Here is a 15,178-nt window from a genome sequence, read left to right as displayed (position 1 = left end):
ACTAAAACAACCTTAGCTTGTCCTGTCACGAAGACAGGACTTTCATTCTTTCGATAGATTATATACAATAGGATATGATAAAGCATATTGGATATAAGGATTCAATGTTGGAAACTACATAATTCAAGATGGTGAAGGTGAAGCAAATCATGAAGCTTGGGAATGGACAATTATTTTTGGTATTAATGTTACTGGGCTTGCTGGGTGGATTGCTGTACTGGTTCGTGTTGGTTTAACGATTCGGAAACCAGGTTGATTGAACGGATTAATTTTAGTAAGATAGATGAACATTCTTCTGATTGACGTGGAATTATTCATTTTAAACATTCATCTAAAATTCTTTGTTTTTGTCCATAATGGTCATAAGGGTCATTACCTGAGACAGAACGTAACGAGGGGTAATTATGTTAATTCGGTATAAGAAGGCATTTGAGAAGATTGCAATGGGTTTATTATCATTTATGCCAAATGAGAAAGATTTGAAGAAACTACAGCAGACAATGAAGCAATATGAGACAGAGGATGACTGGCAGCTATTCCTATGGAAAGAAGAAGACATTGTCGGTCTAATCGGAGCGTATAAAACGGATGATACACTGGAAGTCCAGCATATATCGGTGAATCCATCCCATCGCCATGAAGGGATCGGGAAGGCGATGGTAAAGCAGCTGAGAGACATGTACTCTGAATTAACGGTAAAACCGAATGCCGAAACGGCATCATTTCTTGAGAAATGCGACGAGGATCATACTATATAAAAAAAGAAGAGACTAACTGGTTGTTGCAACTATGTTAGTCTCTTCTTCTTCTTCAGGGCATTTTGCCTTTCAGTGATGACATCGCTTCGATCTCTCATCGAATGTCTATGAATCAGTTTCATATTTGATAAGTCACTGGGCAGACACCATTCATAACCTTTCGCTTCAGAAAGCGCTACTGCTTTCTTGATAAGAAGTGGGTCTGTTATGGGCAAGTCGATGCTTTTATATGGAAGTGATCGATCAATGCTGTCAAGGATACTCTCCAGTATGGAAATCAACGAAGAATGATCCAAACCAAGGTTCATAACGTGTTGCTGCTTTTCCTTTAAGTTCGTTATTGCCTTCGTGATCATCCGCTTTGCACCACGAACATTATCTCTTCTGTAATGATAAAGTCCGACGGCTATCTGGATGAAACCGACCCAGTGTGAAGAACGATTCCCTGGATCAACTTCCTTCCAGTATTCCTCCAACACCTCGTGACATTCAAAATAATCACGATTTCCGTGGAAATAGACGAGATATTCAACATAAGGATCTGGATAAGTCATGTGTACCCTCCTTTTCTAGTTAGTGTATCATTTTTCTTATGATATCGGAAAGTGGACCGGAAAGGGGACGTCCATTCAAAAAATTACTATTGGAGATTGGATGTGAATCTACTATACTAGTAGAAGTAGCTCTTTGGAATGAATGGAATGGAAACTGGTGATATTGTGGAATACAATGTGAAGATTGATGCGTTTGAAGGACCACTGGACCTTCTCTTGCATCTTATCAATACGTTAGAAGTCGATATATATGACATACCGATGGCTCAAATAACAGAGCAATATTTATTATTTGTACATACAATGAAAGACCTTCAGCTTGATGTGGCAAGTGAGTATCTGGTAATGGCAGCAACACTGCTTGCCATCAAAAGCAAAATGCTCCTTCCGAAACATGATGATGGGGTCGTGGACGAAGACATTGAATTTGAAGAGGAAGATCCAAGGGATGAATTAGTCGAGAGACTGGTGGAATACAGAAAGTTTAAAGAAGCTGCGATTGAATTGAAATCCCGCGAAGAAGAGAGGGGACAGGTCTTCACAAAACCACCGAGTGACTTGACGGAATATGTTGATGAAGACGACTCTAAGCAGTCTGATATAAACGTATCTTTGTATGATATGCTCGGTGCGTTTCATAAACTTTTGAGAAGAAAGAAAATTCAGCGGCCGATACAGACAAGGATCACAAGACAAGAAATATCCATCGAGAAACGGATGGAGGAAATCATAAGCAGTTTGAGGCAGGTAAAGGAAAGAACTCCGTTCACTGACCTGTTTCCTTCTGATGATAAAGAACATCTTGTCGTCACTTTCCTTGCTGTTCTGGAATTGATGAAAAGAAAGCAGATCATCGTAGATCAAGAGAATAATTTCACGGAGATATTTGTAGAGTCATGTGAGGAGGTAGGACTTGTTGGACAACATTAATTGGAGAGGTATCCTGGAGAGTTTATTATTCGCAGCCGGAGATGAGGGCCTTTCATTGAAGCAAGTCTGTTCCGTTCTTGAACTGAGTGAAGAAGAGGCAAATGCACGTTTACAGGACTTAAAGAAAGATTATGAGAATGATGAAACGAGAGGGATCTATATAACCGAACTGGCGGGTACGTTTCAGCTTGTGACGAAGAAAGTTCATGCCGATTACCTTAAGAAATTGGTGGAATCCCCGAGCGTCAGCTCATTGTCTCAAGCTGCACTCGAAACGCTTGCCATCATCGCTTATAAGCAGCCGATCACAAGGGTCGAAATCGAACAAATAAGGGGAGTCAAAACGGAACGCCCGATCTCAACCCTTACTTCTAAAGGACTTGTTAAGGAAGTCGGGAGAGCGGAGGGTACCGGACGCGCTTATCTCTTCGGCACGACGACGGAATTCCTGGATTATTTCGGTTTGAATAACCTCGAAGAGCTTCCGCCGCTTCCGGAGAATATACAAGAAGACGCTTCTCAAGATGAAGCGGATTTGTTTTTTGAAAAGTTTCAAGAAACAATTGAATCAGACGAGGGATGATCCCTCACTCGACACGGATAGGTCCAACGACCTCCGTGTTTTTTTGTGCCCAGCTAAAGAATCTTATATCGATCCCGATCCAACCGCGGCAATGCTGGAATTTGATTCTGGGAAGTGAAGCACCTATACAAAGTATATGTTTCAATCATATTAACACTTGTCCTGCATAAACTTGTACAAATACTTCAAAGTTCTGTAAAGGGGTAGATGTATGTGGGCAGGAATCGTAAAAAAATTTACATATATTATACGCTGATTTTCGCCATATTGTTTGTACTTGTTTCTAACGAAGTTCAAGCGGCACCGTCTGTCAGTGCGCAAAGGGCCATCCTCATGGACGGTGAGACAGGGAGGGTCCTATATGAAAAAGATGCAAATACGAAAAGCAGGATTGCCAGCATAACAAAAATCATGACGGCGATCATTGCAATCGAGTCCGGGAAGATGGATGAAAAAGTGACCGTTTCGTCAAATGCTTCTGGGACGGAAGGTTCATCACTTTATCTTAAAGCTGGTGAAAAGATAAAGCTTGAAGATCTTGTTTACGGCTTGATGCTCAGGTCTGGAAACGATTCTGCCGTGGCAATCGCAGAGTCGGTAGGAGGAAGCCTTGAGGGATTCGTTTATTTGATGAATAAAAAAGCTTCGGAAATTGGAATGGTCAATACGCATTTTTCAAACCCTCACGGACTGGATGATCATGAGGATCACTACTCAACCGCGTACGACATGGCCCTATTGACGAAATACGCGATGGAGAACGATGTCTACAAGGAAATCTCGGGCACTAAAGTCCATAAAGCGCCAAATCCCGATGAGGTATGGGACCGTAAATGGAAAAATAAAAACCGCTTATTAACAGAGCTATATAAATACAGTACCGGAGGCAAGACCGGCTACACGAAACGTGCCAAACGAACGCTTGTGTCCACTGCCTCCAAAGATGGGGAACATTTAATCGCGGTCACCTTGAATGCATCGGATGATTGGAATGACCACATTGGGATGTTCGAATATGGTTTTAAACAGTTTGATTACAAAACTGTATTGGAAAAAGGTCTGATAAAGGATTTTGATGATGAATTCTACAGTGGCAAGGTATACGTGAAGCGAAATGTGACGATGTCGTTGAATGATGATGAGGAAGAGTCCGTTAGAATCGAATATAAAATGTTAAAACCGGACAAAGAGTGGAGTAGGGCTGAGAAGGTGCCAGAAGTGGTAGGGAAGGCCGTCATCTACCTGGATGATAAAGAAATGGATTCGCTGCCAGTGTTTTATAAGGTTGAGACTGGTAAGAAAGAAAAGAAAAGCTGGTGGAAATTTTGGGAATCCTCGATGGAGACTTTTCTTGGGGTAAGGCAGGATGGTTAATCTAATCTGGGTCGGGATGACCATAATCGGACTTCTGTTTGCCATGATCAATGGCAGGATGGAAGAAGTCAATGAAGCCATCTTTAAATCAGCGAACGAGGCAGTGACACTATGTATCGGTTTGGTCAGTGTATTGGTATTCTGGCTCGGGATCATGAGGATTGCACAGGAAGCGGGTCTTCTGGATAAGTTGGCGAAACTTTTCAGGCCATTTGTAAAACGATTATTCCCTGAGGTTCCGGATGATCACCCTGCAATGGGCTATATCCTTTCCAATATGATCGCAAATATGTTCGGACTCGGGAATGCCGCGACTCCGCTGGGAATCAAGGCCATGGAGCAGTTAAAGAAGTTAAACGGTGGAAAGGATACAGCGAGCCGGTCGATGATTACATTCCTGGCAATCAATACATCAAGCCTGACCATCATCCCGACGACCGTGATTGCCATCCGTATGAAATATGATTCGGCATCACCGACCGAAATCGTCGGTCCGACATTGATTGCAACATTGTTATCCACCATTGGCGCCATCGCAATAGACCGGTATTTTCATTACAGACGAACCCGTCGTGAGGTGAAATAGATGCAATTGATTTCAACGATATCACTCTGGCTGATCCCGCTCATGATTGGTCTGATTTTGGTTTATGGGACACTAAAGAAGGTCCCCACTTATGAAGTGTTTGTAGAAGGTGGAAAAGAGGGTGTCAAGATTGCAATCTCAATCATTCCTTTTTTGATCGGGATGCTTGTAGCCATCACTGTGTTCAGGGAATCGGGAGCTTTGGAATTCTTTGTCGGCCTGATGCGACCTGCACTTCTTGCCATGGGCATACCACCTGAAATTGTACCGCTTGCGATCATCCGGCCGATCTCTGGTACCGCCGCACTCGGGATGATGAGCGACATCGTCGCATCCTATGGTCCTGATTCATTCATCGGGAGGCTTGCATCCACCTTGCAAGGAAGCACCGATACGACCCTTTATGTGTTGACCGTCTACTTCGGGGCGGTGGGAATCAGGAAAATGGGTGATGCCCTCAAGGTCGGCCTGCTTGCAGACCTTGTCGGGATCGCTGCTGCGATTTTCATCGTAACGATTATGTTTGCATAAGGATCAGCTGGTACCTTTGTTTTGGGAAGTGCTAAGATCTTGGTCATCTTTTAGGTGGGAGGGGGATTCGACCCCCAGTCGACTTCATGTTGGTGTGAGATCGGCCAAAGGCACATATTTAGTCAACAATGCATAGTTAAACTTGATGCAAAACGCTTTTTGATAATATAGTTGGATTTTTGATAATAACAGGTCCGGTTTTGATAATATAGTTGTGTTTTTGATAATAACTCCCTCAATATTGATAATATATCCGCCAGAATACAATGAGGGGTATACTGTTCGGCGTGCTTTTAGCATGGGGAAGAGGCTTTTTGAGAGAAAATGAGAAGATTTTATTAAAAACAGACAAATTAAGGGTCTAAAATGTGAGAAGTGGTTGTTTTTTGTGGATTGGCTGATCATGACGCATATAATCAATCGTCAAGCCACTACTCAACCACTCCACCAACCGGAAATCCACTCGACAACACCAACCAACAATCCAACCAACACCAACCCACAATCCCATCCATCCCCACAATCACAAAAACAGCCACCCCGGCTGTTTTTTCTTTTTACCTTTCTATTTTGTCCTGATTATGTAATAATTCATGAAGACAAAAGTATTTGAAAAACAGAAGAGGTGGAATACCGTGGAACGTTTACAAAAGGTAATTGCTCACAGCGGCGTTGCTTCCAGGCGCAAAGCTGAACAATTAATTATAGAAGGCAAAGTGAAAGTGAATGGTGGAGTCGTCAAGGAACTCGGTACGAAGGTATCATCATCCGATAAAGTCGAAGTGAATGGTGTCCAAATCGAACGAGAAAACAAAGTCTATTATATGCTATATAAACCGAGGGGTGTCATCTCAGCTGTCACGGATGATAAAGATAGGAAAGTCGTAACGGACTTTTTCCCGGAGATTGAGGAAAGGATCTACCCTGTCGGCCGTCTTGATTATGATACATCCGGATTATTGCTCCTTACAAATGATGGGGAGTTTGCCAATCTGCTCATGCACCCGAGCAGTGGAATAGAAAAAACATATGTAGCACGATTAAAGGGAATCCCTCCAAAACATAAAATCAGGGAGCTTGAAAAAGGAATCAAACTTGAAGATGGCATGACGGCTCCGGCCAAGGTAAAAGTACTCAGCATCGATAAGAAACAAGGGAAGTCGATTGCCGAAATAACCATCCATGAAGGAAGGAATCGCCAAGTAAGAAGAATGTTCGAAGCGATCGGTCACCCGGTTCAAAAGTTAAAACGCGAACGTTTCGCTTTTCTTACGCTACACGGCTTAAATGCTGGGGATGGGCGTGAACTTAGTCCGCATGAGGTCAAGCAATTGCGGACACTTGCTGAAACGGGGAGCATTCGTTAACCCGAACGGTTGAAAGTGTCACATATCATTCATAACTTTCACATTTGAGTGTTCTGATAAATGCTATAATGAATGGGAAATCCCCGGCTTTCGCTGGGGTATTTCCTACATAGTACTCGTGTGATAACAGACTATTTTAGGGACTGATCTTCTATCAGGCCCTTTCCTGTTGTAAGGAATTATTTCCAAGTGTGAGAGCGATTACATAGTGGAGGGATCGTTACGTGAACAAGAAGAAGCGCAGGCTGCTGATTAGAACCATCATACTCATCCTATTAACATCAGCAGTTGTGTATACACTGTATGCAAACTTTACCAAGGATGAAAGGGGCAAAATCCAAGCAGGCGATCCTGCTCCGGACTTTGTGCTAACTGATATGGAAGGTACTCAGCACAAGCTTTCGGAATATAAGGGACAGGGTGTCTTCCTTAACTTCTGGGGGACATGGTGCAAGCCATGCGAGAAAGAGATGCCTTATATGAACAATCAGTATAAAGAATTCAAAGATCAAGGGGTACAGGTGCTGGCGGTGAATGTAGGTGAATCCGAGTTTCTGGTCAATCGATTCGCTTCGAAGCACGACCTTGAATTTCCCATCGTCATTGATAAGAATGATGACGTCTTGAATGCATATGGAGTGGATCCGCTCCCTACTACTTTCCTCATAAACCCAGAAGGGGAAGTGGAAAAGGTACTTACAGGGACCATGACGGAAGAAGATGTAAGAAAATATATGGAAAGCATCAAACCGTAATGTCACAGGAGTTTGAACTTAACATAAGGAGTCTTTTCTATGAAAGAAATCAAATGTGAATGTGGACACGTCAATCCGATTGGTACGGTACTGTGTGAATCGTGCGGACGTGCCCTGACAGATGAAGCAAAGCAAGAAAAGCTGTATGACATGCGCTATGAAGGAAGTGCGAGGCGCTCCCAGACTTATAATAAATCGATGGTCGATAAAGTGTGGAATTTCTTCTCCTCTGTAAAAGTGGGGGTGTGGTTGATTGTCGTCACGTTGATCGCTTCCGCGGTCGGCACAATTTTCCCGCAACAGCAATATATCCCGTCCGTACAGCCGCCTGATCAATACTATGAGGAGGTATACGGCTTTGCCGGAAAGCTCTATTATACCCTAGGGTTTCACGATCTTTACGGTTCCTGGTGGTATCTCTTGCTGATTGCATCAATCGGTGTTTCCCTGGTCATTTGCAGTCTGGACCGGGTCATACCATTGCATCGCGCACTAAAGACACAGAGGGTGTCTCGCCATGAAAGCTTCTTGAAACGGCAGCGGGTATACGGAAAGTCGGAAACGGTGAAGCTGGATGATAACCTCGAAAAGGTAAAGAAGAATCTGAAAAGCAGGAAATACAAGGTTCGCGAAGAAGATGGAAATATACTTGCCGAGAAAAATCGATTTTCCAGATGGGGGCCATATGTGAATCACGTAGGTCTTATCATCTTTTTGATCGGCGGTATGCTGAGATTTGTGCCTGGTATGTATATCGATCAAACAATATGGATCCGCGAGGGCGAGAAGAAGGTCGTTCCCGGTACCAATGATGAATACTACATTGAGAATAAAGGATTCACGTTGGAGAATTATGGTGAAGGGGACAAGGAGGTTTTCCAGCAATCGATCGACCGTGTAGGTGATATTGCGAAAAACTATCAATCTGACGTGGCTCTTTATAAGGAGTCCGGGAAGACCCTTCCCGGTGAAAAGGCGAAATTGAATCTGCACAAAGAGGATTCGATCAAAGTCAATCACCCGCTGAAATTTGATAACTTTGCAGTGTACCAGACAAGCTACAAGCTGGATGAATTCAAATCCATGTCATTTACGTTCGATAACAAAGAAAGCGGGAAGACTTTCGGTGAATTCACTGTCGATCTATTCGACCCACAAGAAGAATATCGCTTCGATGATGGGTATAAAATTGAGCTGATGGGCTATTACCCGAACTTCACAGGATTTGATGAAAGCGGGGAACCGATATCGGATAAGCCGATCCCTGATAATCCAGCCTTCCTTTTCAAAATGTTCTCACCTGAAAAGCCCGATGGTGAAATCAGTTTTGTAGGGATTAGAAAGAACTTGGAACCCCTCGGTGACAATGACTTTAAAGTTTCCTTCGCTGGTGTCGAAACCCGCGATGTGTCTGCCTTGACCGTTCATAAGGATCTGACGCTTTGGATTCTCGCACTCGGAGGTGCAATCTTCATGATAGGGGTCGTTCAAGGAGCTTATTGGCATCACCGGAGAATCTGGTTCAGAAGACTTCAGGATGGTAGTTTGATAGTGGCCGCTCACACGAATAAAGGCTGGTTCGGGCTGAAGAATGAACTTCAAGGCATTCTTGACGGAACGGATATAACCATGCCTGAGGATCAGCAGGAGAATCAAGAAAAAGAGAAAAAGGAAGAGTAGTAAGGAGGAACGAGGATGACAGCGACATCAATGGCCGATTTAAGCAGTAACTTGCTTTATATCGCTTTTATCATGTACTTGATTGCAACATTGTTTCTTGGTGGGAGCATCCGTCAGAAGAATACAACTGAAACAAATCAAAGCAAGTGGGGCCTCATCGGAATCGTGATCACGATAATCGGATTTGCTTCCCAGTTAGGCTTTTTCTTTCTGAGATGGGCTGTGGCTGGACATGCACCGGTAAGTAATCTGTTTGAATATACTACATTTTTCGGGATGACTTTGGTAGGTTCGTTCATCATCATCTACTTCATTTACAAGAAAACGGTCCTTGGTGTAGTCGCATTGCCGATTGCGCTGTTGATCATCGCCTATGCGAGTATGTTCCCGAAAGACATCAGCCCTTTGATCCCGGCACTTCAAAGTGACTGGCTTAAAATACATGTAACCACGGTTGCTGCAGGGGAGTCGATCCTTGCAATCAGCTTTGTTGCCGGTTTGATTTACTTATTGAAGTCCGTTGATCATACAAAGGGAGGAAAACAGTCATTTTGGCTTGAAGCGGTGTTATTTGGGATCATCGCCGTTTTCGGGTTCATTGTGGCATCCACAGGGTTTACCTTATCTCACTATGAAGCAAACTTTAACTATGTGAATCAGCAGGGTCAGGAGGCAGTCTCTGAATATACTCTCCCACCGCTCGTAGGGCCAAATGAGGGTGAACTGATCACAAAGGGTGCAATGGAGCCTTGGGTTGAAATGCCTGCCTTGATCAATGCGAAGAAATTGAATACGGTCATTTGGTCATTCATCACTGGTGGCGCGATTTACCTGTTGCTTCGCTTGATTTTCAGGAAACGTGTAGCTGCCAAGCTTCAGCCTGCTGTCAAGAACGTCAACTTAGACTTAATGGACGAGATCGGTTACCGTTCGGTGCTGATCGGATTCCCTGTCTTCACATTGGGAGGTTTGGTCTTTGCCATGATTTGGGCCCAGATTGCTTGGACCAGGTTCTGGGGATGGGACCCGAAGGAAGTATGGGCGCTTATCACATTCTTGTTCTATGCGGCATTCCTTCATCTCAGACTTTCTAAAGGGTGGCATGGGGAAAAGTCTGCTTGGCTCGCAGTGATCGGGTTTGCGATCATTATGTTCAACCTTGTAGCGGTGAATCTGATCATCGCAGGATTGCATTCATACGCTTAAAAACCAGCAGTGTTTGGAGGCTGACGAATTGGGGATAGAATTCTCTTTGAGTCAGCTTCTTTTTTGAATTACAATAAGAATAGTACTAAATGCCAATAAAAGGAGGATTTACTCGTGGAAGAAAGTATTCGTATCTTGGTAGTCGATGATGAAGATCGCATCAGACGCCTCTTGAAAATGTATTTAGAGAGAGAAAATTATCTCATTGATGAAGCTGAAAATGGTGAAGATGCGCTCGATAAGGCTCTTAATCAAGACTATGATTGCATTTTGCTTGATATCATGATGCCCGGCATGGACGGCGTGGAAGTGTGCAAGCATTTACGCGAAGAAAAATCCACACCAGTCATCATGCTCACGGCAAAAGGTGAAGAAGTGAACAGAGTACAAGGTTTCGAAGTAGGCACGGATGATTATATCGTGAAGCCTTTCTCTCCGAGAGAAGTAGTCCTCAGGGTGAAAGCGTTGCTGAGAAGATCCTCAAAAGCGAATTACATACAAACGGATGCGAAAGCAAAAGACTTGATTGTCTATCCTCATCTGACAATCGACAACGATGCCCATCGTGTGACGGCGGATGGAGTGGATGTCAATCTGACCCCGAAAGAATATGAATTACTCTATTTCCTTTCAAAATCACCTGATAAGGTTTTCGACCGGGAGCATCTCCTGAAAGAAGTATGGCATTATGAATTCTTTGGAGACTTAAGGACAGTCGACACTCATGTGAAAAGATTGAGGGAGAAATTGAATAAAGTATCTGAAATGGCCGCAAAGATGATTGTGACGGTTTGGGGAGTAGGCTATAAATTCGAGGTTACAAATGAATGAGGCTTTGGCGTAGTGTAGTAGGAAAGCTTTGGGTCACGATCTTACTTCTTGTCTCATTCGTCCTCTTTATCCTTACCATCTTGTTACTCGAATTCTTCCAGAACTATCATGTGGATGAAGTAGAGAAAGAACTAACGAATACGGCAGAGAAAGTAGCAGGGATCATTGAGAATCATAAAGACCTCGACCTCGGTATGGAGCTCGGGAAGGAGATCATCGACGAGCCGGTCAATATCCTGGTTGTCCTCGATGATACCAAATCTATTTATTCCGATGTTCCTGAAGGTAGCGGGGAAGATATCCATCGCTTGATCATGAATGATGAAAGCCTGCAGAAAGCCTATCACCAACAGTCGATCATAAAAGAGTTTGAACGTTCATCGGACTCATCCGATAATCGGTATGAAAATATCATAGTGGTCGGTACACCTCTTCATATCGGCGACCGCGACGGAGCGGTGTACCTGTACCAATCACTTGGCGTCATTAAAGACACGACAAGGCAGACGACCAGGTTGATTCTGCTGGCGGCAGGTATCGCAATCATCCTGACGACGATCTTCGCCTTTTTCCTTTCAACGCGCATAACCGCCCCCCTCCGTAAAATGAGGGAAGCGGCATTTGAAGTGGCGAAAGGGAAATTCGATACAAAAGTGCCGATTCTTACAAAGGATGAGATAGGCGAATTGGCTACAGGATTCAATCAAATGGGGAGACAGCTCAAATTTCATATCAATGCATTAAACCAGGAGAAAGAACAGCTATCAAGTATCTTGAGCAGTATGGCTGACGGAGTCATCACGCTGAACAGGGATGGGACGATTCTGATTACCAATCCTCCTGCCGACCGATTCCTTCAACACTGGTATTATGAGCAAAGTGGCATGGGTGATGAGCCGATCCCGACTTCACTGCAGGAGTTGCTTCAAAATGTCGTCGTCACTGAAACGGAACAGACAGGTGAAGTAACCCTACAAGGCAGGTCATACGTCGTAATCGCAAGTCCACTCTATAACAATAATACAATACGAGGAGCGGTCGTGGTCGTCCGTGATATGACGGAAGAAAGAAGGCTGGACAAGCTCCGGAAGGATTTCATTGCCAATGTATCCCACGAACTGCGAACACCGATTTCCATGCTCCAGGGATATAGCGAAGCGATCGTCGATGATATCGCTGCATCTGAAGAGGAGAAAAAGGAAATTGCCCGCATCATTTATGATGAGTCCCTGAGGATGGGGCGGTTAGTGAATGATTTGCTCGATCTAGCAAGGATGGAAGCGGGACACATTAGTCTGAATCAGGACTTCATCCCGATTATGCCGTTCACTGAGAGGGTCACGAACAAATTTCTCGGTCTTGCGAGGGAAAAACGCGTGAGCATCAATTTTGATAGCCAAGTAGATGCAACTAAAGAAATGAAGATGGATCCGGACCGTATTGAACAAGTTCTGACAAACCTCATAGACAATGCTGTCAGGCATACTCCTGAAGAAGGATCGGTTACGGTTTCCTTGAATGAAGGGAAGGGTGGTTTCCTGTTCCATGTAAAAGATACGGGATCCGGGATCCCTGAGGAAGATTTACCATTCGTTTTTGAACGATTCTATAAAGCTGATAAGGCAAGGACAAGAGGGAAGTCAGGTACGGGGCTTGGACTTGCCATTGCCAGAAATATCGTGGAAGCGCATGGAGGGCATATTCAGGTTCACAGTAAACTTGAACAGGGGACTACATTTACATTCTTTCTTCCATTTCAGTCATAAATCGATGAAATCCGCTCCAACAACAGGATTTTGAAGAAATCTGACGATAAATCTTGTTACATGCGGAACAATTTGCGGTCGATAAAGTCAACAGTAGACACCTGAAGTTGGGGAATACTGTTGACTTTTTTAGATCGTTGTCCGTTTTTGAAATGAGATGAAATAACTGTTTATTTCTGTAACGTTTTATAAAAATAGACGACTAATAAATTGACGGGGAGGGTTGAAATGGACTCCGTTTTTGACGAATTATACGCGAAATATCATCAGGACGTTTTCAATTTTCTGATCTATATGGTCCACAATCGTCAGCAAGCTGAAGATCTGGTCCAGGAAGTATACATCAGGGTACTGAAATCGTATCAAAACTTTGAGGGGAAAAGCTCTGAAAAGACGTGGTTATTTTCAATCGCTAAGAATGTCGCGATTGATCACTTTAGAAAACAAAGAAACTGGAAGGCGCGTTTATTGGATAAGTTCGATTGGAGTCGTCAGGAGCTGGCTTCGGGTGATGCAACACCTGAGGAAATCGCTGTGGAAAATGAAAACATTCAAGTTCTTTATCAGTGCCTGAAACAATGTACAACCGATTATCGTCTAGTCATCATCATGCGATACTTGCAAGGATTATCGATTAAAGAAACGGCTGAAATTTTGGAATGGTCCGAAAGTAAAGTCAAGACTACTCAGCACAGGGCGCTGAAGAAATTGAAAGAAGAAATGAATGAACGTGCCAGGAAGGGGGAGCAGGCCGTTGAAGAACTCAGAATGGAACGATCGTGAAATTGAAGAAATGCTGAAACAGATGCCTGCGATCGGAGATGATCGAGATCCATCTTATATTAAGAGAAGAGCAATGAAAGAGAAGAAGACATTAAGCGGAACGAAGCGGTACGTTCCTGTCATCGTGACGATTGCAGCAGTATTCATTGCGGTCCTCTTATCCCCTGCTATCGTTTCTCAATTGAGTCAATCCAGTAATCAAGAAAGTGCGATGGATGTGGGAGATTCCTCTGCGGGGGAAGCGAAGTTGATGGAGGAACAGTCAACGGAGTCATCCGGGACGGATCTTAAAGATGACATGAAGAGTGAAAGTAAGATGGATGTAGCGGGAAAAAACGAGGTTGAGAGAAATGAGCCGCGGTTCGAAAGGATTTCTCTCTTTGCAGAAGATGAAGGTAGTAAGAATTACTATTCATATGGACTCATAACCGCCGATGCAGTCCCTGTTCCGATTACGGTGATTGAAGACAACGAACGTGAGGCAGATTGGGTAGAGCGATATGAAGAAATTTCAAAGCAGATACCTGAAAAGGATTGGGGATTCGATGAATATTTCCCGATTGACGGGGATCTGGTACTGAGTGAGAATAAGAAAAATGTGATATTGACCCTGGATAAAGATCATCCATACAGTGGAAGCAGTGCAATAGAGTCCACTTTTTATCAATCCTTATTATATTCGTTTGAAAATAAAGGGGTGGAGGAAATTCAGCTTCGATATGAAGATGGAAGTATTCCTGAATTCAGCCATTTTGGAAAATTGTCTTCCATCCCATTGAACTCGAAGCTCCGTCAATCGTTTTATGTTTATTCACGTGATGGGCATGAGAGATATTTGGTCCCGGCGCCAATCAGCAGGAAAAGTGTCATTCATTCAATGAAAGCGATGAAAGAAGTGCCGTCATCCCTTTATCAAAGTGTGATACCGGAGAACGTGACATTCGAAGTGTCCGAAGCAGGCGATAAAGTCATCGTGACCTTTGCCGAAGAATTGGACTTGGAAACCATGAATAGTCGATCCGCACAAGAACTTGTGGAAGGGATATTATTGACAGCCAAAAGTTCAGGTTATGAAAAAGTGGAGCTTCGCCATATCAAGCAGTCTCAATGGAATGGTTTCAATTTTTCAAAACCGTTGGCTACACCCATAAGCCCCAACAAAAAAAGATTAGAATAGTAAGTTTTCCTTCGGTCGGCATGGAATTATAATTCCATGCCGACTTTTTTAATGAATCGTCTCAAAGGTCCTTACTATTAATTTCTCTGTTGAACCCCACTGATGATTTCCGTGTAAGCCTTCGTTTGCTCCGGGTACCATTTGGTCCTTATTGTCTGTCTTTTCCCTGTGGCTTATCTCACAACACGCTGAAAGTGAGCTATGAAGGGGAAATTAACGATTACTCATGTCTTGAAGACTAGCGATGTGCAGAATGGTGCATAAAAAAACTTTTTTCTACACAAACTATCAAAAGGG

The 15,178-nt window shown here is 43.5% G+C and carries 15 protein-coding genes; 14 read left to right on the top strand and 1 reads right to left on the bottom strand.

All coding sequences use genetic code 11. The features are described 5' to 3' along the window. The first annotated feature begins 404 nt into the window (after positions 1 to 404). Positions 405 to 758, top strand: a complete 354-nt coding sequence (locus LCM10_RS06840) for a GNAT family N-acetyltransferase (RefSeq protein ID WP_224875392.1) — start codon at positions 405 to 407, stop codon at positions 756 to 758. A gap of 29 nt (positions 759 to 787) precedes the next feature. Here LCM10_RS06840 and LCM10_RS06835 read toward each other — a convergent pair whose 3' ends face one another. Continuing rightward, positions 788 to 1,312 carry a DUF309 domain-containing protein gene (locus LCM10_RS06835; protein WP_224875391.1) on the bottom strand — a complete coding sequence of 175 codons (525 nt, stop codon included), beginning with the start codon at positions 1,310 to 1,312 and terminating at the stop codon, positions 788 to 790. Between the two features lie 165 nt (positions 1,313 to 1,477). On the opposite strand from LCM10_RS06835, the gene LCM10_RS06830 reads away from it, so the two are divergent. The 13 genes from LCM10_RS06830 to LCM10_RS06770 all read left to right on the top strand — a co-directional run bounded on the left by LCM10_RS06830 (position 1,478) and on the right by LCM10_RS06770 (position 14,881). Further along, the gene (locus LCM10_RS06830; RefSeq protein ID WP_224875649.1) at positions 1,478 to 2,242 is read left to right on the top strand and encodes a segregation/condensation protein A; all 765 of its coding nucleotides are present in this window, start codon (positions 1,478 to 1,480) and stop codon (positions 2,240 to 2,242) included. Beyond that, complete coding sequence (gene scpB / locus LCM10_RS06825; protein WP_224875390.1) at positions 2,229 to 2,825, top strand: SMC-Scp complex subunit ScpB; 597 nt, start codon at positions 2,229 to 2,231, stop codon at positions 2,823 to 2,825. Before LCM10_RS06830 ends, scpB begins: the two co-directional genes overlap by 14 nt. Positions 2,826 to 3,038: 213 nt before the next feature. Beyond that, a complete protein-coding gene (locus LCM10_RS06820) occupies positions 3,039 to 4,199 on the top strand; it encodes a D-alanyl-D-alanine carboxypeptidase family protein (protein WP_318247475.1) in 1,161 nt (386 codons plus the stop codon). Beyond that, the gene (locus LCM10_RS06815) at positions 4,192 to 4,785 is read left to right on the top strand and encodes a nucleoside recognition domain-containing protein (RefSeq protein ID WP_224875389.1); all 594 of its coding nucleotides are present in this window, start codon (positions 4,192 to 4,194) and stop codon (positions 4,783 to 4,785) included. The genes LCM10_RS06820 and LCM10_RS06815 overlap by 8 nt, the downstream gene beginning before the upstream one ends. Further along, positions 4,786 to 5,316, top strand: coding sequence for a spore maturation protein (locus LCM10_RS06810; RefSeq protein ID WP_224875388.1), 531 nt, complete (start codon positions 4,786 to 4,788; stop codon positions 5,314 to 5,316). Positions 5,317 to 5,951: 635 nt separating this feature from the next. Then, the gene (locus LCM10_RS06805) at positions 5,952 to 6,683 is read left to right on the top strand and encodes a pseudouridine synthase (protein ID WP_224875387.1); all 732 of its coding nucleotides are present in this window, start codon (positions 5,952 to 5,954) and stop codon (positions 6,681 to 6,683) included. A 224-nt stretch (positions 6,684 to 6,907) separates the two neighbouring features. After that, positions 6,908 to 7,438, top strand: coding sequence for a thiol-disulfide oxidoreductase ResA (resA, locus tag LCM10_RS06800; RefSeq protein ID WP_224875386.1), 531 nt, complete (start codon positions 6,908 to 6,910; stop codon positions 7,436 to 7,438). 39 nt (positions 7,439 to 7,477) lie between these two features. Next, positions 7,478 to 9,118, top strand: coding sequence for a cytochrome c biogenesis protein ResB (locus LCM10_RS06795; protein WP_224875385.1), 1,641 nt, complete (start codon positions 7,478 to 7,480; stop codon positions 9,116 to 9,118). A gap of 30 nt (positions 9,119 to 9,148) precedes the next feature. After that, positions 9,149 to 10,324 (top strand): c-type cytochrome biogenesis protein CcsB, encoded by a 1,176-nt coding sequence (gene ccsB / locus LCM10_RS06790; RefSeq protein WP_224875646.1) that lies wholly within the window; start codon positions 9,149 to 9,151, stop codon positions 10,322 to 10,324. Positions 10,325 to 10,438: 114 nt separating this feature from the next. Further along, the gene (locus LCM10_RS06785; RefSeq protein WP_224875384.1) at positions 10,439 to 11,155 is read left to right on the top strand and encodes a response regulator transcription factor; all 717 of its coding nucleotides are present in this window, start codon (positions 10,439 to 10,441) and stop codon (positions 11,153 to 11,155) included. Further along, positions 11,152 to 12,921, top strand: coding sequence for an ATP-binding protein (locus tag LCM10_RS06780; protein ID WP_224875383.1), 1,770 nt, complete (start codon positions 11,152 to 11,154; stop codon positions 12,919 to 12,921). Before LCM10_RS06785 ends, LCM10_RS06780 begins: the two co-directional genes overlap by 4 nt. Positions 12,922 to 13,149: 228 nt before the next feature. After that, positions 13,150 to 13,704 (top strand): RNA polymerase sigma factor SigX, encoded by a 555-nt coding sequence (gene sigX, locus LCM10_RS06775; protein WP_224875382.1) that lies wholly within the window; start codon positions 13,150 to 13,152, stop codon positions 13,702 to 13,704. Continuing rightward, a complete protein-coding gene (locus LCM10_RS06770; RefSeq protein WP_224875381.1) occupies positions 13,676 to 14,881 on the top strand; it encodes a hypothetical protein in 1,206 nt (401 codons plus the stop codon). The genes sigX and LCM10_RS06770 overlap by 29 nt, the downstream gene beginning before the upstream one ends. The last annotated feature ends 297 nt before the right edge of the window (positions 14,882 to 15,178 follow it).

The sequence above is a fragment of the Rossellomorea aquimaris genome, assembly GCF_020171925.1.
GTDB lineage: Bacteria > Bacillota > Bacilli > Bacillales > Bacillaceae_B > Rossellomorea > Rossellomorea aquimaris_F.
The sequence above is the reverse complement of the archived record's forward strand: the minus strand, read 5'-3'. Positions and strand labels throughout refer to the sequence as shown.

What these genes read in the sequence shown, in the direction of transcription:
- LCM10_RS06840 (WP_224875392.1), top strand. Translation starts at nt 405, where the DNA reads ATGTTAATTCGGTATAAGAAGGCATTTGAGAAGATTGCAATGGGTTTA.
- LCM10_RS06835 (WP_224875391.1), bottom strand. Translation starts at nt 1,312, where the DNA reads ATGACTTATCCAGATCCTTATGTTGAATATCTCGTCTATTTCCACGGA.
- LCM10_RS06815 (WP_224875389.1), top strand. Translation starts at nt 4,192, where the DNA reads ATGGTTAATCTAATCTGGGTCGGGATGACCATAATCGGACTTCTGTTT.
- LCM10_RS06810 (WP_224875388.1), top strand. Translation starts at nt 4,786, where the DNA reads ATGCAATTGATTTCAACGATATCACTCTGGCTGATCCCGCTCATGATT.
- LCM10_RS06795 (WP_224875385.1), top strand. Translation starts at nt 7,478, where the DNA reads ATGAAAGAAATCAAATGTGAATGTGGACACGTCAATCCGATTGGTACG.
- ccsB (WP_224875646.1), top strand. Translation starts at nt 9,149, where the DNA reads ATGGCCGATTTAAGCAGTAACTTGCTTTATATCGCTTTTATCATGTAC.
- LCM10_RS06780 (WP_224875383.1), top strand. Translation starts at nt 11,152, where the DNA reads ATGAGGCTTTGGCGTAGTGTAGTAGGAAAGCTTTGGGTCACGATCTTA.
- sigX (WP_224875382.1), top strand. Translation starts at nt 13,150, where the DNA reads ATGGACTCCGTTTTTGACGAATTATACGCGAAATATCATCAGGACGTT.